Source organism: Streptomyces sp. NPDC021012, from assembly GCF_044333355.1.
In the GTDB taxonomy this organism is placed as follows: Bacteria; Actinomycetota; Actinomycetes; order Streptomycetales; family Streptomycetaceae; genus Streptomyces.
The window spans coordinates 339,894-360,641 of record NZ_JBIRQU010000002.1; the positions used below are offsets into that span (position 1 = coordinate 339,894).

Here is a 20,748-nt window from a genome sequence, read left to right on the forward strand (position 1 = left end):
GCCGCCACCGTGACCGGACGCACCCCAGAGACGACCGAGAGCCCGAGACCGGACGAGACCTTCGGCGAGCCGCGATGGCCGATGGCCGCGGCCGTCGCCGCCGCCATGGTGCTGACCCTCCTGCTCCCCGACGACCTCCGTCTGGCACCTCGCTGGGTCATCCCTGCCGTCGAGGGACTGCTCCTGCTGGCGCTCATCGCCGGCGACCCGGGCCGGATCGACCGGCGCACGGCCGCCCTGCGGAGCATGTCGGTCGCCCTGGTGGGAGTCCTGGCCCTCAGCGCCGTCTGGTCCACCGCTCAACTAATCGACGACATCCTCCATGCCGGGAAGGAGACAAGCTCCGCCATCAGCCTGCTGCAGACCGGCGGCACGGTATGGGCCTGCACCGTCCTCGCCTTCTCCCTGCTCTACTTCGAACTCGACAGCGGCGGACCCGCCGCCCGAGCCCACCGCATGCCCTCCACCCCCGCACTCGCCTTCCCCCAACAGCTCAACCCCGAACTGGCAAACGCCGACTGGCGACCCCACTACATCGACTACCTCTACCTCGCGCTCACCAACGCCACCGCCTTCAGCCCCACCGACGTCATGCCCCTGGCACCCTGGACCAAGATCACCATGGGCGTTCAGTCCCTCGTCTCCCTGCTCATCCTCGGACTCGTGGTCGCCCGTGCCGTCAACGTCCTCGCCTGACAAGCCGCCGGGACAACCGCGTCGACCCGCACGGCGCCCGCGGCGCGCGCCGTCACTTGCCCATCACGCCCGAAGAGGCTCCGCCCAGCCGTTCCGCACCGCGCAGGCCCCGAGCTGCATCCAGGTCCGGACACCGGCCAGGTCCATGAGATCCGGGCTCCCCGTCCGGTGTGACCGCGAGGGGAACGAGGCCGAGGTCGGCGTCGGCCAGCACGAGTTTCATCGGCAGCTGGTCGGCGACACGCAGTTGCACATCCTTGCGCAGGGAATCGATCGCGTCGTCGAGGATGCCCGGCTCTGTCAGCACGGCCCGGTCCAGTACCGCCCGGAACTGCACGCCTCGGCCGACGGCCACGGATCCCCATTCGTCAGGTGTGCGGTACGACTGCGACAGGACAGGAGGCGTGGTGGATGACGGCGTGGGTGACCGATCCGACGTGAGCGCCCCTGGCTGCCCTCCGCCGGCCGACGATCACGAGGCGAGCGTCCGACGCGGCTTCGATGAGATGCTCGGCCGGCCGTCCCGAAGCGGACACCTCCGCCACCTCCGTCGCCGGAAACCTGTCCCGGAACGGTCGAACCGCATCGGCAAGCGCTGCCGTCCTCTCGTCCTTCGCGGCCGCGCTGGAGTGGTGAACGAAGGATTCATGCCATGTGTGCACGATCTCCAGCGGGACGTGGTGCCGCCCGGCGAAATCGAACGCAAAGGACAGGAGCTCGTCCTTGACTTCGTTCACATCCAGACCGAGCACCACCTTCCGGCGGCTGCTCCTCTCGGACGCACCGGAGCTGTCCTTCTCGTATCCGGGGCGAACGAGAACCACTGGACGCTCGGCTTCCGCGATGACCTCCTGCCCTACCGAACCGACGATGAACCCGCGGACGCTACCCAACCCATGAGAGCCAACGACGAGCAGCTCCGCCTTGGCAGCGGCGGCGAGCAGCACGCTGACGGGCGCGTCTTCGACCTCGTCAGCGGTCATGGCAAGGCCCGGCTGCCGGGACCCGACACGCCGCTCGGTCTCAGCCAGCACGCCTTCCGCCGCGCCGGCACGATCTTCGTGCGACACCTTCATCGCCCCCAACTGATGCTCCGCCCACCGCGTGGCGTACACCAGCCGCAGATCCTCGCCGCGCAGCGCCGCCTCGTCGGCGGCCCAGTCCACCGCCGCCACGCTTCCTTCAGAGCCGTCCACTCCCACAGTGACAGGTCGGGACATGCTGCTCTCCTCACCTCGGGCCATCGCCGACAGGCCCTCAAGGGGCGCCGCTGGGCATCCTTGTGCGAGAACACCGGTCGAGAAGCTGCCGAGTCGCCGAAGCAATGGTGTGCGCAGTGTTCGACGACGCTGCCGAAGTACCCCGTCCGGCGCAGGCACCGGGATGGCCGCCCTTTCGCGGACCGCGTTGTGTCGCGGCGGTCAGATCCGTCAGGCCGGCCAGGAGCAGGACGGGGATCCTTCGGCACGAGCGCACCGGCTGCACGGGGTCGTGGTGAGCTCAGGACAGGCGTGCACGGGAACAGACCTGAGGTCGAGATCCTGCGCGGCAAGGAGATCCTCATCGAAGCGGACCGCCCCCTCCCGGACGGTGTGGGCGGCGAGGTCGACGCGCCCCTGCCGGTGACTCTCAGGATGCGGCCTGCCGCTCTTCCACGTCCTGGCCTGCCCAGGTCGTCCGTCGATACGTCGGGGACATGGCCGGACGTCGGGTGCCGAGTCCTGCGGATGTGGTGATGCGGCGCGTGGCGGGCTGTGAGGGGACGAAGGATCGAAGGCCGCCCGCGTAGTTCGACGCGGCTCCGCGCAGCATGCGGGAGACGCGGGCCTGGCGGTTGGCCACCGCCGTGTCGACGCGCGCGTAGACACGTCCGAGGACGCAGGTCCGCCAGTCCACGACGGACTCCGCCTGGGCAGCCCGGCATCGTGGTGGTCGTCCACGAGTTCCGGGGGCAAGGTTCCAGTGTGGTCACCGACCGGCGCGACGATGTAGCGCCGGCCACGACCGGCGTGGTCCTGGCTGCCTCCGGGCAGGGGATGTCCCGCTGCCGGGACCGCTGGAAGCACGGGCGGATAGCCGCCGCCTTCCGCGGCGGGGTCCCTCGCCGGCGGGCCTCGCACCGGGCAGGCTCGTGTGCGTCTGCCGGCGCCGTCCGTTCACCGCGAGCCGATGCCCCGGGTCACTGCAGACCGATGCGCCGCGCGATCTCTTCGGTGTGCCGCAGACGCGCGGGCGCTTCCTCGCCGAGCGCCGCGACGACTCCGGCGACGACGGTCTCGACCACGGCGAGGGTGGGCACCAAACTGTCGTACGGCGACGGCGTCGTGACCAGGCTGGGCAGCACGACCTCGGCGTGCGCGGAGACCGGGGACAGCCATCGGTAGGTGAACAGGACGACCTTCGCGCCCTGTTCCAGGGCGAGTTGGGCCATGGTGACCTTGTCCTGCTCGTAGCGGCGGTAGTCGAAGACGACCAGGACGTCGCGGCGGGTGAGCGCACCGAGCGCCGCGGTCCGTTCGACGTCGCCCGCGGGCAGGAGGCGGATGTCGCCTCGCAACTGCATGAGGTGCAGTCCGAGGTACTGGGCGAGGAGATGGGTGAAGCGGCCGCCGGCCAGGGTGACGCGCCTTCTGCCGTCGGCCAGGAGCGAGACGGCGTGTTCCAGGTCGTGCGGCGGGAGTTCGGTGAGGGTCTGCGCGACGGCCGAGCTGAACCGCCTGCTGCCCTGCCCGAGAAGGGACGCTTCGCCGTCCGCCGCCTCGTCGGTACGGGCGCGGTCGGCGGACTCGTACAGGGACAGGGGCGAGGCGTTGCGTTCGTCGAGTTCCTCGCGCAGGGCGGTCTGGAAGTCGGGGAAGCCACGGTAGCCGATCCGGTTGACGAAGCGGATGACGGTGGGGGCGCTGACGCCCGCCCGTTCGGCGAGGACGGCGACGGTCTCGAATCCGGCGGAGGGGTAGTTGGCCAGGAGGACGCGGGCGACCTTGCGCTCGGCCGGGCTGAGGTCGCCCAGCTTGTGCCGGATCACGTCGGCGAGTGCGCCAGAGGCCATCGCGGGTTCCTTTCTCGGTCGTCGGCGGGCGTGCGGCCCGCGTGCCGCGCCTAATGCCGATCATCTGAGCCGCGTTCCAGGCCACATCAGGGGCGGCGACGGGTGCTCCCGCACCGGGCAACGGCGCGATGAACCGGTGCGGGAGCGTCGGGGGGCAGCGTCAGTCGCTGCGGCTGTCGCCGAGGTCGGCGATGAGGGAGGCGAGCAGGGCGACCCGGACCGGGACCGTACGGACGTCGAGCCATTCCTCGGGGGTGTGGTCGGCGCCGCCGACCGGTCCCAGGCCGTCCAGTGTCGGGACCCCTGCGCCGGCGATGGTGTTGGCGTCCCCGACGCCGCCCGTCGCCGCGGCGCCGAAGGTCAGGCCCAGGCGTTCGCCGATGTCCTGGGCCCGGTCGAGCATCCGGCGGGAGGCGGCCGTGTCCTCCATCGGCGGGCAGGACGCGAGTTCCTCGACGGTGACGCAGGTGCCGGGAACGACGGGCCGCGAGGCGGCCTCCTCGAGGGCGACGGCGGCCGCGCGCAGGCCGCTGTCCGTGGCCGAGCGGATCTCGACGAGGAGTTCCGCCTCGGGGCAGACGATGTTGAAGCGGCTGCCCGCGCGCACGACGCCGACGTTGAGGGTGACGCCCTCCCATGTGCCGTTCAGCGCTTGGAGGGCGATGACGAGGTGGGCCGCGGCCAGCGCCGCGTTCGCTCCGCGTTCGGGTTCGATGCCCGCGTGTGCGGCGCGGCCGGTGACGGTTAGCCTGAAGTCGGCCACACCCTTGCGCGCGATGACCAGGTCGCCGTTCTCCCGGGCGCATTCGAGGGCGAGGGCGTAGTGCGCCCCTTCGGCCGCCCGCCGGATGACCGGCCTGCTGGCGGGTGAGCCGATCTCCTCGTCGGGCGTGGCGAGGAAGACGAGTTCCGCGTAGTCCTCGATGCCTGCCGAGGCGAGGATCTCGAGGGCTGCGAGGCCTGCGACCAGGCCTCCCTTGTCGTCGCTGACGCCGGGCCCGTGGGCGAGGGGCCCCCTGAGGGAGAAGGGGCGTTCGGCGGCGGCCCCATCGTCGAAGACGGTGTCCATGTGCGCGGCGAGAAGGATTCTGCGGCCTCCGTCGGCGACGGCGAGGCGACCTTGTCTGCGGCCGATGAGTACATCTCCGGTGCGGTGTCCCTGGGCCGGTGGCAGCGCGACGCGTTCCACGGAGAAGTCCAGACGCTCCAGGTGGGCCTGGACCAGGTCTGCGACCCGGTTGACGCCGTCGGCGCTGTACGAGCCGGAGTCGATCGCGACGAGTTCGGCCAGGTCTTCCAGGTACCGCGCCTGGTGTGCGCGGGACAGGGACAGCAGCGCTTCTTCGAGGGGCTGCTGCCGGGGCGGGGCGCTCACAGGACCTTCGAGAGGAAGGCGCGTGTGCGTTCCTGCTCCGGGTCGGCCAGGACCTGTCGGGGGTCACCGGATTCGACGACGACGCCTTCGTCCATGAAGACGGCCAGGTCACCGGCTTCGCGGGCGAAGCCGATCTCGTGCGTGACGACGACCATCGTCATGCCGTCGTCCGCGAGCCGGCGCATGACGTCGAGTACGTCACCGACGAGTTCGGGGTCGAGCGCCGACGTCGGTTCGTCGAACAGCATCAGTTTCGGTTTCATGGCGAGGGCGCGGGCGATGGCGACTCGCTGCTGCTGGCCGCCCGAGAGCTCGGCCGGGTAGTGGCCCTCCCGGTCGGCGAGCCCCACCTGGTCGAGGAGGGCCCTCGCCTCGTCGCGGGCCCGGTCCCTGGCGGTGCCGGCGACCTTGACGGGGGCCTCCATGACGTTCTGGAGGGCGGTCATGTGCGGGAAGAGGTTGAACCGCTGGAACACCATGCCGATGTCGCGCCGTCGGGCGGCGACCTCGCGCTCGCGCAACTCGTGGAGGCGGGTGCCCTGCGGCCGGTAGCCGACCGGTTCGCCGTCGACGGAGAGCCGTCCTCCGTCGATCTTCTCCAGATGGTTGATGCACCGCAGGAACGTGGACTTGCCGGAGCCGGAGGGTCCAAGGAGACAGCACACCTGGCCGCGTTCGACCGTCAGGTCGATGCCTTTGAGGACCTGGAGCTTCCCGAAGTGTTTGCGCACGCCCTCGGCGTGCACCATGGGCGTGTTCAACGGCCCTCCTCCTTGTGTGTGCGGCCGCGCAGGGCGGTGAGGGGTCCGGCGCACAGGCGTCGAAGGGGGAGGCCTCGGCGCCGCGGGCCGTGCCGCGCCCGTAGCGGCGTTCGAGCCACGCCTGCGGGACGCTCAGGGCGCTGACGAGAGCCAGGTACCAGAGCGACGCCACCACGAGCATCGGGATGACCTGGTAGTTCTGCCCGTACACGTCCTGGATGTTGGACATCAGGTCGTGCGCTGCGATCACCGACACGAGGGCGGTCATCTTGAGCATGTTGATCGTCTCGTTGCCCAGCGGCGGGATGATCACCCGCATCGCCTGGGGCAGCACGATCCGCCGCATGGTGAGTGCCGGACGTATGCCGAGCGAGTGCGCCGCCTCGGTCTGCCCCGCGTCGACGGACCGGATCCCGGCGCGGACGATCTCGGAGGTGTACGCGGCCTCGTTCAGGCCGAGCGCGAGCAGGGCCGCGACGGCCGGGGTGAGCAGGGTGTTGGTGTCGGCCTGGAGGAAGGTGACGCCGGTGAACGGGACGCCGATCATCACGTGCTGGTAGAGGGCACCGGCGTAGCCCCAGAAGATGATCTGTACGAGCAGCGGGGTGCCGCGGAAGACCCACACGAACAGCGACGAGAGGGCGTACAGAACCGGGTTGTCGGAGAGACGCATGACGGCCACGAGGGTGCCGAGGCCGAGCCCGAGGGTCATCGCGGCGGCGGTCAACCACAGGGTGGTGGCCAGGCCGTCGAAGATGAGCCCGGCGAACAGGTAGTGGCCGACGACGTCCCAGTGCAGGTTGCCGTTCTTCGCGAGCGAGCCGATGAGGCCGGCCAGCGCGGCGACGGCGGCCACCGCGGAGAGCCGGCGACCCCAGTGGTGGACGGGGACGATCTCGAAGGTGTCGGGTGCGAGGGAGTCGCCGGTGTGCGGTGTGCCCACGGGGGTGGTGGTGGTCATCTCTAGTCCACCGCCGCGTTCTTGGTGGCTTCCTTCATGGCGATGGAGGCGACGCCGTACTTGTCACAGATCCTGGTGAGGGTGCCGTCGTCGATCAGCGCCTGGAGCGCCCGCCTGATGGCGTCGGTCAGTTGCGGGAGCCGTTTGCTGACAGCGATGCCGTTGGGCGAGGCTCGGTAGCCGGCCGGCGCCTCGGGGTCCTCGGCCAGGTCGAAGGCCTTGCCGCCGTCGGCGGTCTTGGCTGACCAGCAGGCGGCGGGCTTGGTGACGACCTCCGCGATCACCTTTCCGGAGCGCAGGGCGAGTTGGGCGTCGGAGTCCTTGGGGAAGGTCTGGATGTCGGCCACCTTCCGGCCGACGGCCCGGCATGTGGCCTGGTGGGCCTCGAGCAGCTTGTACTGGTTGGTCGCCGCCTGGACGCCGACCTTCCGGCCGCAGAGGTCGTCCAGCGTGCTGATCTTCGCCGGGTTGCCCTCGGCCACCGAGATGCCCGAGCCGGAGCGTGAGTAGTCGACGAAGTCGACGACCTTCTGCCGCTCCTGGTTGTCGGTCAGCGCCGACATCGCGGCGTCGAACTTGCCGGCCTGGAGGGCGGGCACGATGCCGTCGAACTTCGTCGGGGTGAAGGTGAACCTGACGCCGAGCTTTGCACCCAGGGCCTGGCCGAGGTCGTAGTCCAGGCCGGTCAGCTCCCCCCTTCCCCTCGGTGACGAACATCGCGAACGGGGGGTAGGGGACGTCCGTGGCCACGCGCACGGCACCTGCCTTCTTGATCTGCTCGGGCAGGGCCTCGTGGAGGGCCGCGTCCCGCGTGATCGTGACCCCGGCGCCCCTGCCCCGGCCGTCGGCTCACCACCACCGGTATCGCTCGCGCCGCAGCCGGAGACCACCACCAGAGCCGTGCAGGCCAGCACGGCAGCCGCCCCGCGGCGGGGCACAGAGATGTACATCAACATCGTTCCCTCTCGGACGTCCGAAGCTAGCGGAATCACCTTCGCCGGTGTTGCAGAAGTTACATATCAAGGCCAATAATGGCTAGATGTAATGCTCATTACGCACGGATGTCCGCCGCGCGACGCGCCGAGCCGTGCCGCCGCCACCACACCGGATGACCGAGGCGGTGCGAGGCCGTCCCGTCCCGGGCTGGACCTCGGTACGCGGGCGGATCCACGAACCCACCGGCGCGCAGAAGCCCGTGTGCTCCGCCACGATGGCGGCAAGGGACGCCCCCGGCCGCCTCGACGCAGCCGGTGGCCCCGCTGGTGTGCCGGGACGGGAACCAGCGCCCGGATACCGCGCTTGTGCAGGCGCCCGCGGATGACGCGTGACCAGTACGCCTTGTCGGCCAGGACCACGTCCCGGCCTGGTGCGGGGCCGTCCGCGTCGACGAGGAACGCGCAGGCGGGCCATCACAGGGGCGAAGGCGGTAGGGGCCGACCTCGGCCGGCGAGACCTGCCGCTCGCCGGCGACCTCGCCCGGCGCACGGGACCGGGCGTGACCCTCGGGCGCGACGTCCGGGCGGGCGGCACATCTCGCGGGGCTGCCGCGGCACGCGCAACGCCCTGTTCGTCGCGATCGACACCGGCGTGGCCGCCGCACTCGTGTGTGACGGCGCCACCGTCACCGGCGGAGGTTACGCCGGGGAAGCTGACCGTCGCCCGCCGACGACTCCCCGGCACGGAACTCTGCCGTCGTCCCGGCGTCTCTCAGCTGCGCGCGTCCTGCGCGAGGCGGCTGTCCACTTCGCCGTGCTCGCGCACCGCGATCCGCGCCAGCTTGGTCAGCATCATGCCGTTGCGGACCGCGACGACGTAGTCCACCGGCAGCCCGTGCATCCGAGTACCAGGACCGCGGAGCGGGTGCCAGTCCAGGATGAACAGTGTGCTGTCGCCCCAGGGGACCAGGTTCATGGCGATGCGTGCCGCGCCGAACGGATGGGCCCTGGCCTCCAGCTCCAGCCGGTGTCCCGGATCGCAGATGCGGACGACGCACGTGTCATCGAGGGTGAGGGGACCCACGCCGACCCGGACGCGCAGGCGTGCGCCGACCTGGGGCCAGTGCGTGTCCGCCGCGAGGACCTGCTGGGTACCCGTCACCCATTCTCCGTAGCGATGGCCGTCGGACAGCAGGTTCCAGACCTCGGACGGTGAGCTGAGGATCAGACGGCGGTTGCGAGCCACATCGACCACGCTCCTTGACCAGGTGAGGATGCCGCAGCACAGCGAGTCATCGTCTGGGGGCCACTCCACGGCGAACCGGCGCTGCCGTCGCCGCGTCGCGCACGGAACACCTCCTCGGTCGCGGCGCGCCCATCGACACTATCCGCATCGCGCGCCGCGAGCATCCGCAGCGGGATCCGACCGACATCCGCAGGGCGCGTTCCACCGCACGGGGAGAGGTCACGTCGGAGCAGCGCACCACTCGGTACGGCGCGTGGCCGGTCTCTCGTGCAGCCAGGGCCAGTGGGCGACCCCCAGAAGCACCCACGGGCCCGCCGCACTTCAGCCCGCGGCAGGTGGTCGGGGCCTCAGTTCCGGGCGTTCAGTTCCGCGACGATCGAGGCCGGCGTGTGGCCGCTGCTGTCGGACACCCGGTGGAAGTCGACCGAGACGAAGTTCGGGTCGCGGCCGCCGGCCGCCGCGCGGCACTGCTGGGTGACGCGGTCCCGCAGCTTGGTCCCGTTGTCGAGGGCCGCGTTGATGACCGTGGGTACGTTCCGGTGGTGGCTCATGGTGAAGAGCCGCCGGAAGCCGGGCTCCTGACGGTCCAGCGGCACGTCGGACCACCGGCTGACGCAGGAGAGGTCGTTGCCGAGGTCGCCGAGGCTCCAGAAGTTGCTGACGGTCCAGGCCTTGTCGTACATCACACCGAGATACTCACGGTCGGGTGCGTCGCTGAAGATCAGCAGGCGCTTCCCCGCGCCGACGAGTTCGGTCATCCTCGGCCACCCCTGCCGGCGCACGTTCCACGCGTCGGGCCGGAAGAGCAGCTGGTCGAGGCCGCGTACCCGGCCGAGCGAGTCGCCCAGCTGCTGGGCGCTGACGTAGTCCTCCAGGAAGACGGTCACGACCTCCTGGGGGTTCGCCGCGAGGAAGTCCACCACGGTCTGCATGCTGCTCTGGAAGGACTGCCGGGGCAGCGCGTACGTGGCCCCTGCGAAGGTCTTGCAGTCGCCGTGGCAGAGGTAGACGTCGCTCGGGTAGCAGTCGCTGCCGAAGCTGACGACGCAGAGCCAGGTGCTGCGCTCGTACCAATGGGTGTCCAGGCTGAGGCCTCGTACCCCGTTGTCGAGCTGATGGCGCAGGGACTCGGACTGCGACACCGAACTCCATCGGGAATCCTCGTAGTTGGTGAACGCATTGTGGGTGCCGAGGAAGGAGACCTCGTCGAGCCGCCGGTCGCCCCAGCGCTCGCGGGCCTGGGCCACGGCCGCGCCCCGCGCGTTCGACGTCGCAACGGACGCGCGGACGGGGGCGTCGGGTGGCGCGGCACTGGCCACGGCGGGTATTCCGACGAGGCTCACCAGGAGGAGCAGGACCACGGCAAGCGGTCCGGCCCTCAGAGAGGAAGCAGTCCCGACCGAGCGCACTCGTAACCGTGGGCCCCTACCGAGGCGGATCTTCTGGATTGACATGTCCATGTTCGACATGTACTCGCTCCCACCGGCGCGGCGCAAGACTCCGCCCGTGACCGAGAACCCTGCCGGTTTGAGGGCAGGACGGCCGGTAACACGGAAGAGGACCACGACACCGAACCGCCCCCACGACATCACCCGGTCCCACGCGTGCCCCCAGCCCCCGGCGCCTGATCGGGGCCCCGGGCGTTCCCGAGGCCCTCCGCCAGGAACCGTAACGACGGGAGGGAGACGACACGCACCGGACGAAAGGGGAAACGATGACCACGTACGTCTACGGCATAGCCCCGGCCGACCGGAAGCTGTCCCGCGACATCGAGGGCGTGGGCGACCCGCCCAGGCCCGTGCGCGCCGTACGCAGCGGCGACCTGGTGGCCCTGTGCAGCGACGCCCCGGCCGAACTCGTTCCGCGGCGAAGCGATCTGCTGGCGCATCTGCACGTCGTGATCGAGGCCGGCAAGGACGGCACGGTCCTGCCGCTGAGGTTCGGAGGGATCTCTCCCGACGACGAGACCGTCGCCGCCGTCCTGGAGGAACGCCACGACCGCTACCTGGCGCGGCTGGAGGAGCTCGCCGGCAAGGACGAGTTCAACGTGAAGGTGCATCACGACGAGGACGCCGCACGGCAGGTGGTACTGGCCGACGAACCCAACCTGATGAACCGGCGTCCGGCCGACCGCGCGGCGGGCGTCGACAGCCACGACACGGCCACCTTCGGCGAACTGGTCGACCGGGCCGTGTCCGAGCGGGGAAGGTCCGACGCGGCGCTCGTCGAGCGCGTCCTCGGCGCCCATGCGGCGGCGATGGTCCGCGGACCGAGGGCCGTCGGCCGACTGGCCGACCTGTCGTTCCTCGTGGAACGAGAACGCCGCCACGAGTTCGAGGAAGCGCTGCGCGGCCTCCACCAGGAGCACGCGCACCTCCGGACCCAGGCGATCGGGCCGCTGCCGCCGTACAGCTTCGTCGAAACCGATTGACCACGTGGCCCCGCCCGACGTCACTCCGACGAGGCGGACGAGCCCCCGGCACGTTTCGCGCGGGGCTTCACGGCCAGACGGGAGAAGAGAACCGTTCGGCCACCGGAGCGAAGGAGTGGGCTGACATGTCGAAGACATCACACCTCCCAGGGCGGGCGGAGTATCAGTGGGCCTGGCAGAGGGCGGCCGCGTGCCGCGGTCTGGGCACCGAGGTGTTCTTCCACCCGGAGGGTGAGCGCGGCAAAAGCCGGGTGAAACGCGAGGAGGCCGCCAAAGCGGTCTGCGACCGGTGCCCCGTACGGGCCCAGTGCCTGCAGCATGCAGTCAGCGTGGCCGAGCCGTACGGAGTCTGGGGCGGCCGCACGGTGAGCGAGCGTCAGCCGCCCACGGAGACCGAGGCGGCTGCGGCATAGCCGGACCCGGCGGGCGCGAGACGGAAAGGAAGGCAGTCATGTCGACCCAGAACGCACTTCTCATCCTCGCGGCGGCGGTCGCCGTACTGGTGGCGGCCGGATTCCTGGTCCGAGCCCTCCTGGGCACGGACAGAGGCGCGAGCCCACTCGAACGACGCTTCGGCCTCGAGTACGAGCGCACGCTCGCCCGGCACGGCGGCGACACCGAGTCCGCGCACCGCGCAATGCAGCTCGCCGTCCTCTCCGGACACCATCCCGACCATGCGGGGGGGGCGGCACGCGATACGCCGCACTGGGGGCTCCTCGACGGCGTCCCCCGAGGAACTGAGAGAGGCACTGGTCGAGGTGCTGATGGAGGCTGGGAGCCCGACCGGCGTCGACGCCGTCCGCACCTTGACCGCCTCTCACGAAGATCCGGACCATGCCTGCGGGAGATTCTCCCGCTCGGCCACGCGCGCGAGTGTCGACCGGACCCGGGAGTTCCGGGCCTGTCGACACTCGCGCCGGTATTGCGGTCACACGCGTCATGCGCGCGGTGGGTCAGCGGCGCAGCTTCAGGCGGTGCACGCCGCCGTCGACCGTGCCGACGTAGAGCGTGCGGCCGTCGGGGGCGGCCGCCAGCCTCGTGGTGTCGGTGTTCTGCAGGCCGCTTGAGATGTTCTCCCAGGTGAGGCCGTTGTCGGTGCTGCGCAGTACACCCCGGCCGCCCTGGACGAGTCCGGACTCCCCGGAGCCGGCGGTGGCCGCGTAGAGCGCTCCGTTCACCCGCAGCAGGTCCGAGACGTGGAGCGCGAGCGGGCCGGTGTCGGCGGTGCGGAAGGTCCTGCCGTCATCGGTGCTGACCCGGACGGACGATCCGCCGACGACCAGGCGTCGGCCATCCATCACGATCGCGGAGACGGGGCCCTCGGCGACCTTGGTCTTGGTGACGCCGCCGTCGTCCGAGCGGTAGAGGCCCGAAGCGTTGCCGAGCCAGAGGCGCCGCGGGTCGCGGGGGTCACCGGCCATGGCATCGAAGGACCTCTCGTGGAAGAGGTTCTTCCACGTCCCGCCGCCGTCGGACGTCGCGAACAGCCCGTCGCCGAAAATGCTCCTGAAGCTGATCGCCACCCGGTCCGGGTCGGCCGGGTGGACCAGGATCGAGGTCGGTATCTCCGACGACGTGCCCTTCACCTGCCAGGTCCGGCCGGCGTCACCGCTGCGGGAGACCTCGAAGAGGCCGGTCGCGGTGCGCCGGACCTGCCACACCACCTTGGTGTCCTCGGGCGAGACGGCGATGTGCGAGGTGAGGCGACCGGTCCTGCCCTCCGCCCCGGACTGGCCCCACTCTGGGTCGGCGACAGGGATCGCGGTGCGGTAGGTGCCGCTCACCGTTCCGGCGAGCAGCTGGTCGCCGGAGGCCGCGAGGGCGAAGGTGGTCAGGCCCTGGACGCCGATCCTCCGGTATCCGGTGCCGTCGGCGGAGCCGCGGTACAGGCCGTCCTGTTCGCTGGAGACGGTCACCGAGCCGTCGGCCCAGCGGTCGTAGTCCATCGCGATGGCGGCCTTCGAGGGGGCGGGCACGGCCTTCCAGGTCTTGCCGTGGTCGTGGCTCACCTGCCCGGCGCCGAACAGCGCGCGCAGGTACAGGTCGCCGCCGGAGGCGGACAGTCCGTTGCCGCCCTCCGTCAAGGGCAGCAGGGTGGACCAGGTGCGGCCCTTGTCGTAGGAGCCGCGGACGCCCGTACCGGGGACGTAGGCCGCCACCACGGTGGAGTCGGCCGCCATGCCGCGGATGGTGCTCACGGGCTCGTCGAGAACGAGGTGCGCCGTACCGGGGTCGCCCTTGCCGACGCCGTCGATCCGCCAGACGCCTTCGAAGGTCGCCAGGTAGAGGGTGTCGCCGACGAGGGTCGCCTCGCGGACGTCACCGGTCACGCCGGTGGGGTACGTCGCCCAGCTGTCGCCCGCGTCCGTGCTGACCAGCAGTGTGCCGTCGACGATCGCGGCGAGGGTACGGGTCTGCTCGTCCGCGACGAACTCGTCGATGTGCGCGTCGGGCACGTCGAGCTTGCGCCAGGTTCGGCCGTTGTCGTCGGTACGCAGGATCGTGCCCCGGCGGGTGGGGTCGGCGGCCGTGTTCACGGCGTACCACCAGCGATCGGGGCGGCGGGCGTCGACGACAACCGCTCCGGTGCCGTTGCCGTCGGCGATCGGCAGCCTGCCCACCTGGCGCCAGTTGGCGCCGCCGTCGGTGGTCAGCCAGGGGGCGGCCTTCCGGAACTGGGTCACGACGGCCTGCTTCGGCCGGGCGGGCGAGAGCGCGACGTGACCGGCCTCGCTGTTCGGGCCGATGGGCTCCCAGCGGTTGCCACGGCTGTCGGCGGGGGTGACCTCGAAGGCGCCGGTTCCGGTGATCCGCCGGCCGTCGGTGGTCGTGGCCCGCACGGCCAACTGGTAGGCGCCGGCCGCCTTCCCGGTCACGTCGGCCTGGTAGTAGCCGGCGCCGTTCATGGTGGTGGGCAGGGTGAAGGCCTTGCCGTGCGGCGGCGTGACCCTGATCTCCGGCGGCGCGTTCAGGGCGGCCGGGGCGGCGATGTGCACGGTGGAGCGGCCGTCGCTCGGGTCGGGGGACGCCTGGACGGCCAGGTGCCGGACGACGAGCAGGTACGGCACCCGGAGGGCCGGGCCTCGCACGGGGGTGGCCGTGATCCGGCCGCTGATCTCCGTGTCGGTGGCCGGGCGGTCTGCACGCAGGGTGACGTCGACGGCGGCCGACCCCTCGGCAGGGACGGTCACACGCGGCGGAGACACGGCGGTGGGCCCGGTACTGCTGAGGGTGACGGTCAGCGGTGTCCTGCCGGGGTTGTCCAGGCGTACCTGCGCCGTGCCGCCGACGGTCCTGTCCGACAGGTCGGCGAGGCCGAACGACACGGTCGCCGGCGAGGCGCTGAGGGTGGCCGACGCCGCGGCGGCCACGTCGAGCCGTCCGTTGCCCTGGGCGGTGGGACCGGTGCCGGCGAGCTGCTTCGCGGTGCCGACCAGTGCGGACCTGATCTCGTCGGGGTCCTGGTCCGGGCGCAGTTGGCGCAGCAGGGCGGCGGCTCCGGCGACGTGCGGGCTCGCCATCGAGGTGCCCGACATGCGGTAGACACCGGGTGCGTACATCGAGGTGGGGACGGTGGAGCGGATCTCCACGCCGGGTGCGACCAGGTCCGGCTTGAGGCCGAAGCCGGTGCCGGGTCCGCGCGCCGAGAACGAGGCGATCTGGTCGGTGGAGTCGGTGCCGCGCAGGGTGACGGACACCTTCCCGGCGGCCAGCTCGCGGCTCAGCTGGGCGTACTGGGTCGTGTCGATGCCCATGACGACCAGGCGGTCCATGCGCAGCGAGTCGCCGGAGGCGGCGGTCCGGGTGAGCTCGGGGCGGGCGGGGGTGGTCGTGGCGCCGATCGTTCCCGGGGTGACGGCGAGCACGGGTCCGCCCCCGGCCGGGAGCCCGCCGAGCACCGCGAGCGCGCCGCGCTCTTCGGCTTCGCGCGCCCAGTCGATGTCGCTCTGGCTCAGGACATCCGTACTGGGCGCGACGAGGATGTCGGCCCGCAGGATCTTGCCCCGTACGTCACCGACCCGCTTCCAGTCCTCGGCCGTGCCCGCGCCGACGTCCACGAGCGGCGCGGTGACCGGCTCCCGAGGCGGGTTCGCGGACAGGACGCCCCGGTACGTCTGGATCAGCTCGGGCTCCTTGCCCGCCAGGTACGCGCTGGGTATCCGCAGCCCGCTGGTGGAGGCGCCGACCGCGATGACGCCGTCGGCCGACGCCGGAGTGTTGACGGTGCCGCTGCCGGGACCTTCGTTGCCGGCCGCGGCGACGACGACCACTCCGGCCCGCACCGCGGCGGTCGCCGCGCGGCCCAGCGGGTCGGTGCCGTCACCGGGGCCGCCGAGGCTCATGTTGATGACGTCGGCCCGCTGGGGGTTGGCCGGGTCGGCCGCCGCCTCGATGCCGGCGATGATGTCGGAGGTGTAGCCGCTGCCGTCGGCGCCGACGACCTTGTAGGCCAGCAGGCGCGCGTCGGGCGCCATGCCGGTGACACCTCCCTTCCTGACCGCCTTGCCCGCGATGATGCCCGCGACGTGGGTGCCGTGACCGTTGTCGTCCATCGGGTCGTCGTCGCCGTTGGCGAAGTCGAAGCCGCCGACGACCTTGTGCCCCTTGCCGAAGCCACCGCCCAGGTCGGGGTGGCCGTAGTCCACGCCACTGTCCAGGACCGCCACCACGGTGCCCTTGCCGGTGGCCTTCACACCGGCCGGGTCCTCGCGCTTCCAGACCTCGGGCGCACCGGTCAGCGGAACGCTGATGTCCGTGCGCACCTGTATCCGGGTGTCGGGCCGGACGGCGACGACGCCCGGCAACGCGGCCAGCCGCGCCGTCTCGGAGGCGGGCACCGTCATCGCCACGGCGTTGACGAGCAGGCCGAGTCTGCGGGGCGAGGCGGGGTGCAGTCCGGCTTTCCCCACCGTCCTCACGAAGGCGTCCTGCCGTGCCGCCAGGGCCCGTCGGGCATCGCCGACGGCGGAGGCGGTGCCGGCGGTCAGTGAGGTGAGCGAGCCGCCTGGGGCGGCAGCCACGGCTGCGTCTCCGGACAGCTCGACGATGACCCGCTGGTTCGGGTCGGGTGACTTCGCGGTCGCGGTGCCGGGTGTCGCGGTGAGCGTCCCGGCCAGCGCGACGGTGGTGACCGTGGCCGCCGCCAGGCGTCGGCTTCTTCGTGGGTTCTTGGCCATGGGCAGAAGTCCTAGCGCCGAAGTCACGCTCCGTACAACGGATCTTGGCGGCCCATTGCTGCACTTGGCACAAGTGGGCCAGGATCCGCACATGACGAACGAGCTCACCGCGGCAGGCATCGATCCGTTCGACGAGAGCGTCTACCGGGCTGTGTTGACCCGGCGTACGGCGGCCCCGGCCGAGCTCGCCGCCGACCTCGGCTGCTCCCCTCTCCGCGTCGCCAGGGCACTGGACCGACTGCACGACCACGGCCTGGTCGGGCGGCTCGCGGGCGTCCGACGCCGGTACGCGGCGATCGAGCCGGGAGCCGCGGTCGAGTCACTTGTGCGAACGAGGACCGCGGAGTTGGACCGGGTCCGTTCGGCGGCGGGCGAGCTGTCCCGCCTCTTCGCGGCGGCCCAGGCCGGCACCGCCGGGGAGGACGAGGTGGAGATCACCACCGGCCGCGAGGCGCTCGGCCGCTGGTTCGTCCGCCTCCAACAGGAGGCGCGCGAGGACGTCATGACACTGGATCGGCCGCCGTACGCGCTGACCACGTCCAACCCGGTGGAGAGCAACGCGTTGGGGCGCGGGGTGCGCTACCGCGCGGTCTACGCCCCCGAGGCGCTGGAGTGGCCGGGGGTGCTCGAGGACATCCGAGGACTCGTGAGCCGTGGCGAGCAGGCCCGGGTGATGCCGGGCCTGCGGATCAAACTGGCCATCGCGGACCGCCGGCTGGCGCTGATGCCGCTCTCCCTGGACCTCGATGGCGTGCGCGCTGCGGTCATCCGCCCCTCCACGCTGCTGGACGCGCTCACCGACTACTGGGAACTGTGCTGGAAACAGGCCCTGCCGCTCGACGCCCCCGCCCAGGACCCGCTCGGCGAGGAGGACCGTCTGGTGCTCACCCTGCTGGTCAGCGGCCTCAAGGACGAGGCCATAGCCCGCCAGCTCGGCTGGTCGGTCCGCACCATGCGCCGCCGCATGAGCCGCCTCCACGACCTTCTGGGCGCGGTGAACCGCTTCCAGGCCGGTGTCGTCGCGGCACGCCGCGGCTGGATCTGACCCGCCGCCGAGCCGGGGCCGATCACGCGGGTCAGCACGGGTTCACCGGCTGCACCACCAGCGGACGAAGAACCTTTGTTGCAGCTACTCCCCCAAGGCGCTTGAGCTCTTCTGGGAAGGGAAGTCGGGTGCCTGGAGGGAAGATCGTCCCACCAGGCACTCCTGCGCTTGGACACGTCGCGACATCACCCGGCTGCCACGTGTAGCGCGTAGCCGGCTCCAGGCGCGCTTCCCGGACCATGCGCGGTCCGGACCGCACGCTTCGGCAAGCATCCGCGGGATGCCGACACTCGTCTCGGGGATCTGCCGTTGTCGGCCGCCGCGCGCTCGCAATCCCTCCCGCCGAGCCGCTCCGTCCGACCGGTTCGAGGTGCGTGGGGCGGGCGGGTCCTCCACTCTGGAGGGAGCCTGCCCCTTGCGCCGGGCGGGTGCGGCCCCGACGAGGAGTGGCATGTCCAGACAGTTCGAGGCGAGGGTCGACGTGGGCCGGGACATCGACGAGGTGTTCGGATATCTCGCCGACGGGCGGAACGATCCGCGGTTCAGCCCGCGGGTGCTCCGGATCGACCGGGTCCCCGAGTCGCCGACGGCCGTCGGTACGGTGTTCCGCAGCACGGTGAAGGACGCGGGGATGAAGACCTCGCGGGAGTTCCGCGTCACCGCCTTCGACCCGCCGCGGTCGATGCGCTGGGCAGAGGTGTCGAAGAACCTCGTGACGGTGAGCGAGGGCGGCTACGACCTGGAACCGCTGCCGGACGGTGGGACGCGGGTCCGCATCCACAACGAGCTGGAGGGCCACGGCCTCGGCAAGCTCATCGTCGGCCTGGCCCTGGCCGCGGCGCGCAAGGACGCGCCGGCCTTCGGGAAGCGCATCAAGGCAGCCGTAGAAGCGGACGTGTCCTAGATCGGCGAGAGGTCAGGGCCTGTCGGACCAGGGGCCGCCCTCATTCGTCCAGGGCGCTCAGCGGTTCCTGACGAGAGAAGCTGCACGGCGGAAGCGTCGCAGTCCGACGGTACGCAATCGTGCCGTCTGCGTTCACGAGATGGGCCGGTCAACACGTTCACCGGGATCGATCGGATGTCGCCGTTGAGCGCTTCTTCACCACCGATTCGAGCTCCAGGCCGACCCGAGGGCGAGCGGAACGGCGCCTACTTCCCGGCCGGCGTGCTCACCGGGCTCACCACCGATCACGTCGCGGCACGTGAGGAGTTCTTCGGTCCGGTTGCCATGATCTTCCCGGCGATCGACGAGGACGACGCGCTGCGCATCGCCAACTACACCCCCTACGGCCTCGGCAACGAGGGCAGCATCGCTTCATACCGCAGATGTCGGTGTCACGACACGCGATGGCCATCGCTGCTATAGCGGGCGCGCACAACCGGCACGCGCTCGACGCGGAATGCTGCCGCAGTGCACTGATCTGCCGGATCGCGTGAGGCCGGTCCCCCACCACGCCCCCGCCCGCGACAACTCGCAGGCCAACCGGGCTGCCCCGGTCTGCGGTCGTCCCGGAGGACGGCCGCAGACCGCTGTACCGAGTTCTTGCACGAGGTGATCGAGGCATCGCTGCCCCCGGCGGGACACGAACACCTCCGGGTGTGGCGTGGGGCCCGGACACCTCCACCACGTCGGATGCCTCCCCGACCGCCCCTGCGCACGCCGACCCCCAAGACCACGTGCTCGTGGGGTCGGCCGACGACCACGACGTCGAACAGGTGCCGGCTCGGCTCGCCCGGTGCCGGTCGACGCCCACAACCGGATGATGATCCGGGCCATTTCCGGACCACGCCCCTCCAACAAGCTTCGCGATCGACTGTTTTCCCTGGTCCGCGTGGATGCAACTGCTGTACCACCACCAGCAGACGAAGAATCTGCTGGTGAGCTACTCCCCGAAGAAGCTCGGCTTCTTCTAACGACACGAAATCAGGCGCCTGACCTGGGTTTTCCCCGGGTCAGGCGCCTGCTGGGAGCGCCCGACCCTTCCCATGGGGGAAGCGTCGAAATACTCCTCTTCTTCCAGTTCATCCCACCCGTGTCCCAGTCCTGACCAGCAGTTCCGGGTCATACGCGGGCCAGATCGCGGCTCAGCCCTTGGGGCTGCCGTCCTCGCTGCGCCGGCTCCACGCCTGCATCGACTCCTCGATGAGCCGGTTGGAATGCTCCTGAAGACCGTTCAGGAACTTGGCGTAGTACTGGAAGAGCACTTGGATGCTCTGGCCGGCCCGGCGTGCGCATTGAGCCTTTTCCAACCTGACGCTGACGCGTGGTGAAGGACGAGGACGGCCTGGACGATCGGCGTGATGCGGTTGGTGCCGCAGCGGAGCTTCCGTAGGAGACGCCAACCCTTCAGGGTGGCCATGGCTTGCTCGCCGAGGCAGCGGATTTTGGCGTGTGCGCTGTTGTGGCGACGCGGCCACCGCTTGAGGCGACGGCCGCGGAAGGGCACCCGGATGGAGCCGCCGGCACCCTGGTATGCCTTGTCGGCCCAGCACTTGAGGTCGGCGTGGGTGAGTGCTTCGACGATGCCGTGGGTGCGGGCGGCGGTCAGGTCGTGGGTGGAGCCGGGCAGCGCGGGCGAGGCCCACAGCAGGCGGCCGAACGGGTCGGTGAAGACTTGGACGTTCATGCCGTGGCGTTTGTGTTTGCCCGAGTAGTACGGGGTGTCGGCGGCGATCCTGTCGATCGGCAGCAGGGTGCCGTCCAGGATCACGAACGCCTTGGTCCCGGCGATGCTCATCGCTTCGGCCAGGGTGGGTGCGAGTGCGGCCAGCACTTCGGCGGCCTCGCGTATGTACCGGTACACGGTCGCGACGCCGACACCGAACCCGGCGGCGAGTTGGGTGTAGGTGTCACCACAGCGCAGATGGGCCAGGGCGAGCAGAGCCTGACGGCCTGCGGTCAAACGCCTCCACCGGGTCCCGATCTCCCCTCGCCGAGCAGCAAGTCGCCCGGTCAGATACCGCAGGGTGCGACTGGACAGGTCGATCGACGACGGGTAGGCAAGCACACGAAGCTCCTGGTGGCTGCGGGCGATCTTGGTCGAGAACCCGTCTACCAGGAGCTTCGTC

The 20,748-nt window shown here is 70.9% G+C and carries 17 protein-coding genes and 3 pseudogenes; 7 read left to right on the forward strand and 13 right to left on the reverse strand.

Features of this window, described 5'->3' with window-relative positions; genetic code table 11:
- Positions 1-9: 9 nt before the first annotated feature.
- The gene (locus tag ACH4TP_RS06895) at positions 10-696 is read left to right on the forward strand and encodes a hypothetical protein (RefSeq protein WP_398436178.1); all 687 of its coding nucleotides are present in this window, start codon (positions 10-12) and stop codon (positions 694-696) included.
- 52 nt (positions 697-748) lie between these two features.
- Here the strand turns inward: ACH4TP_RS06895 and ACH4TP_RS06900 are convergent, their stop codons facing one another.
- Both ACH4TP_RS06900 and ACH4TP_RS06905 read right to left on the reverse strand, forming a co-directional pair.
- Positions 749-1,051, reverse strand: a complete 303-nt coding sequence (locus ACH4TP_RS06900; RefSeq protein ID WP_398436180.1) for a hypothetical protein — start codon at positions 1,049-1,051, stop codon at positions 749-751.
- Positions 1,052-1,064: 13 nt separating this feature from the next.
- Complete coding sequence (locus ACH4TP_RS06905; protein ID WP_398436182.1) at positions 1,065-1,916, reverse strand: universal stress protein; 852 nt, start codon at positions 1,914-1,916, stop codon at positions 1,065-1,067.
- Between the two features lie 276 nt (positions 1,917-2,192).
- On the opposite strand from ACH4TP_RS06905, the pseudogene ACH4TP_RS06910 reads away from it, so the two are divergent.
- Positions 2,193-2,348: pseudogene (locus tag ACH4TP_RS06910) on the forward strand (diacylglycerol kinase family lipid kinase); the annotation flags it as partial.
- On the opposite strand, the gene ACH4TP_RS06915 reads toward ACH4TP_RS06910, so the two are convergent.
- From ACH4TP_RS06915 to ACH4TP_RS06950, 8 genes and pseudogenes are all read right to left on the reverse strand, one after another.
- On the reverse strand, positions 2,326-2,592 hold the full coding sequence (locus ACH4TP_RS06915; protein WP_398436870.1) for a hypothetical protein: 267 nt from the start codon (positions 2,590-2,592) through the stop codon (positions 2,326-2,328). The pseudogene ACH4TP_RS06910 and the gene ACH4TP_RS06915 sit on opposite strands and share 23 nt — an antisense overlap.
- A 283-nt stretch (positions 2,593-2,875) precedes the next feature.
- The gene (locus ACH4TP_RS06920) at positions 2,876-3,748 is read right to left on the reverse strand and encodes a MurR/RpiR family transcriptional regulator (protein ID WP_398436184.1); all 873 of its coding nucleotides are present in this window, start codon (positions 3,746-3,748) and stop codon (positions 2,876-2,878) included.
- Positions 3,749-3,908: 160 nt separating this feature from the next.
- Entirely contained in the window at positions 3,909-5,123 is a 1,215-nt protein-coding gene (locus ACH4TP_RS06925; RefSeq protein ID WP_398436185.1) for a M20 family metallopeptidase, read from the reverse strand.
- Positions 5,120-5,872, reverse strand: a complete 753-nt coding sequence (locus ACH4TP_RS06930; RefSeq protein ID WP_398436854.1) for an amino acid ABC transporter ATP-binding protein — start codon at positions 5,870-5,872, stop codon at positions 5,120-5,122. The genes ACH4TP_RS06925 and ACH4TP_RS06930 overlap by 4 nt, the downstream gene beginning before the upstream one ends.
- 172 nt (positions 5,873-6,044) lie before the next feature.
- A pseudogene (locus ACH4TP_RS06935) lies at positions 6,045-6,845 on the reverse strand (amino acid ABC transporter permease); the annotation flags it as partial.
- 2 nt (positions 6,846-6,847) lie between these two features.
- Positions 6,848-7,801: an ABC transporter substrate-binding protein gene (locus ACH4TP_RS06940; RefSeq protein ID WP_398436187.1), complete on the reverse strand. Its 954-nt coding sequence runs from the start codon at positions 7,799-7,801 to the stop codon at positions 6,848-6,850.
- A gap of 751 nt (positions 7,802-8,552) precedes the next feature.
- Positions 8,553-9,026, reverse strand: a complete 474-nt coding sequence (locus tag ACH4TP_RS06945; RefSeq protein ID WP_398436189.1) for an SRPBCC family protein — start codon at positions 9,024-9,026, stop codon at positions 8,553-8,555.
- A 347-nt stretch (positions 9,027-9,373) separates the two neighbouring features.
- Positions 9,374-10,387: a PI-PLC domain-containing protein gene (locus ACH4TP_RS06950; protein ID WP_398436190.1), complete on the reverse strand. Its 1,014-nt coding sequence runs from the start codon at positions 10,385-10,387 to the stop codon at positions 9,374-9,376.
- Between the two features lie 353 nt (positions 10,388-10,740).
- On the opposite strand from ACH4TP_RS06950, the gene ACH4TP_RS06955 reads away from it, so the two are divergent.
- Both ACH4TP_RS06955 and ACH4TP_RS06960 read left to right on the forward strand, forming a co-directional pair.
- On the forward strand, positions 10,741-11,457 hold the full coding sequence (locus tag ACH4TP_RS06955) for a GvpL/GvpF family gas vesicle protein (RefSeq protein WP_398436192.1): 717 nt from the start codon (positions 10,741-10,743) through the stop codon (positions 11,455-11,457).
- A 125-nt stretch (positions 11,458-11,582) separates the two neighbouring features.
- Complete coding sequence (locus ACH4TP_RS06960) at positions 11,583-11,870, forward strand: WhiB family transcriptional regulator (protein ID WP_398436194.1); 288 nt, start codon at positions 11,583-11,585, stop codon at positions 11,868-11,870.
- On the opposite strand, the gene ACH4TP_RS06965 is transcribed toward ACH4TP_RS06960, so the two are convergent.
- Entirely contained in the window at positions 11,834-12,163 is a 330-nt protein-coding gene (locus ACH4TP_RS06965; RefSeq protein ID WP_398436872.1) for a hypothetical protein, read from the reverse strand. The genes ACH4TP_RS06960 and ACH4TP_RS06965 overlap by 37 nt on opposite strands.
- Positions 12,164-12,410: 247 nt before the next feature.
- Entirely contained in the window at positions 12,411-16,634 is a 4,224-nt protein-coding gene (locus ACH4TP_RS06970) for a S8 family serine peptidase (RefSeq protein ID WP_398436196.1), read from the reverse strand.
- A gap of 91 nt (positions 16,635-16,725) precedes the next feature.
- Between ACH4TP_RS06970 and ACH4TP_RS06975 the strand changes: the two genes are divergently transcribed.
- The 3 genes from ACH4TP_RS06975 (at position 16,726) to ACH4TP_RS06985 (ending at position 19,045) form a co-directional block, all read left to right on the forward strand.
- Positions 16,726-17,679, forward strand: a complete 954-nt coding sequence (locus ACH4TP_RS06975; RefSeq protein ID WP_229842445.1) for a helix-turn-helix domain-containing protein — start codon at positions 16,726-16,728, stop codon at positions 17,677-17,679.
- A 451-nt stretch (positions 17,680-18,130) separates the two neighbouring features.
- Entirely contained in the window at positions 18,131-18,583 is a 453-nt protein-coding gene (locus ACH4TP_RS06980; RefSeq protein ID WP_398436198.1) for an SRPBCC family protein, read from the forward strand.
- Positions 18,584-18,757: 174 nt separating this feature from the next.
- Complete coding sequence (locus ACH4TP_RS06985) at positions 18,758-19,045, forward strand: aldehyde dehydrogenase family protein (protein ID WP_398436200.1); 288 nt, start codon at positions 18,758-18,760, stop codon at positions 19,043-19,045.
- Between the two features lie 886 nt (positions 19,046-19,931).
- On the opposite strand, the pseudogene ACH4TP_RS06990 reads toward ACH4TP_RS06985, so the two are convergent.
- Positions 19,932-20,687: pseudogene (locus ACH4TP_RS06990) on the reverse strand (transposase family protein); the annotation flags it as partial.
- Between the last annotated feature and the right edge of the window lie 61 nt (positions 20,688-20,748).

Bases quoted from the DNA above. Each gene is read 5' to 3' on its own strand.
- ACH4TP_RS06955 (WP_398436192.1), top strand. From the start codon at position 10,741: ATGACCACGTACGTCTACGGCATAGCCCCGGCCGACCGGAAGCTGTCC.
- ACH4TP_RS06930 (WP_398436854.1), bottom strand. From the start codon at position 5,872: ATGGTGCACGCCGAGGGCGTGCGCAAACACTTCGGGAAGCTCCAGGTC.
- ACH4TP_RS06960 (WP_398436194.1), top strand. From the start codon at position 11,583: ATGTCGAAGACATCACACCTCCCAGGGCGGGCGGAGTATCAGTGGGCC.
- ACH4TP_RS06975 (WP_229842445.1), top strand. From the start codon at position 16,726: ATGACGAACGAGCTCACCGCGGCAGGCATCGATCCGTTCGACGAGAGC.
- ACH4TP_RS06985 (WP_398436200.1), top strand. From the start codon at position 18,758: ATGTCGCCGTTGAGCGCTTCTTCACCACCGATTCGAGCTCCAGGCCGA.
- ACH4TP_RS06970 (WP_398436196.1), bottom strand. From the start codon at position 16,634: ATGGCCAAGAACCCACGAAGAAGCCGACGCCTGGCGGCGGCCACGGTC.
- ACH4TP_RS06920 (WP_398436184.1), bottom strand. From the start codon at position 3,748: ATGGCCTCTGGCGCACTCGCCGACGTGATCCGGCACAAGCTGGGCGAC.
- ACH4TP_RS06905 (WP_398436182.1), bottom strand. From the start codon at position 1,916: ATGTCCCGACCTGTCACTGTGGGAGTGGACGGCTCTGAAGGAAGCGTG.
- ACH4TP_RS06980 (WP_398436198.1), top strand. From the start codon at position 18,131: ATGTCCAGACAGTTCGAGGCGAGGGTCGACGTGGGCCGGGACATCGAC.
- ACH4TP_RS06940 (WP_398436187.1), bottom strand. From the start codon at position 7,801: ATGTTGATGTACATCTCTGTGCCCCGCCGCGGGGCGGCTGCCGTGCTG.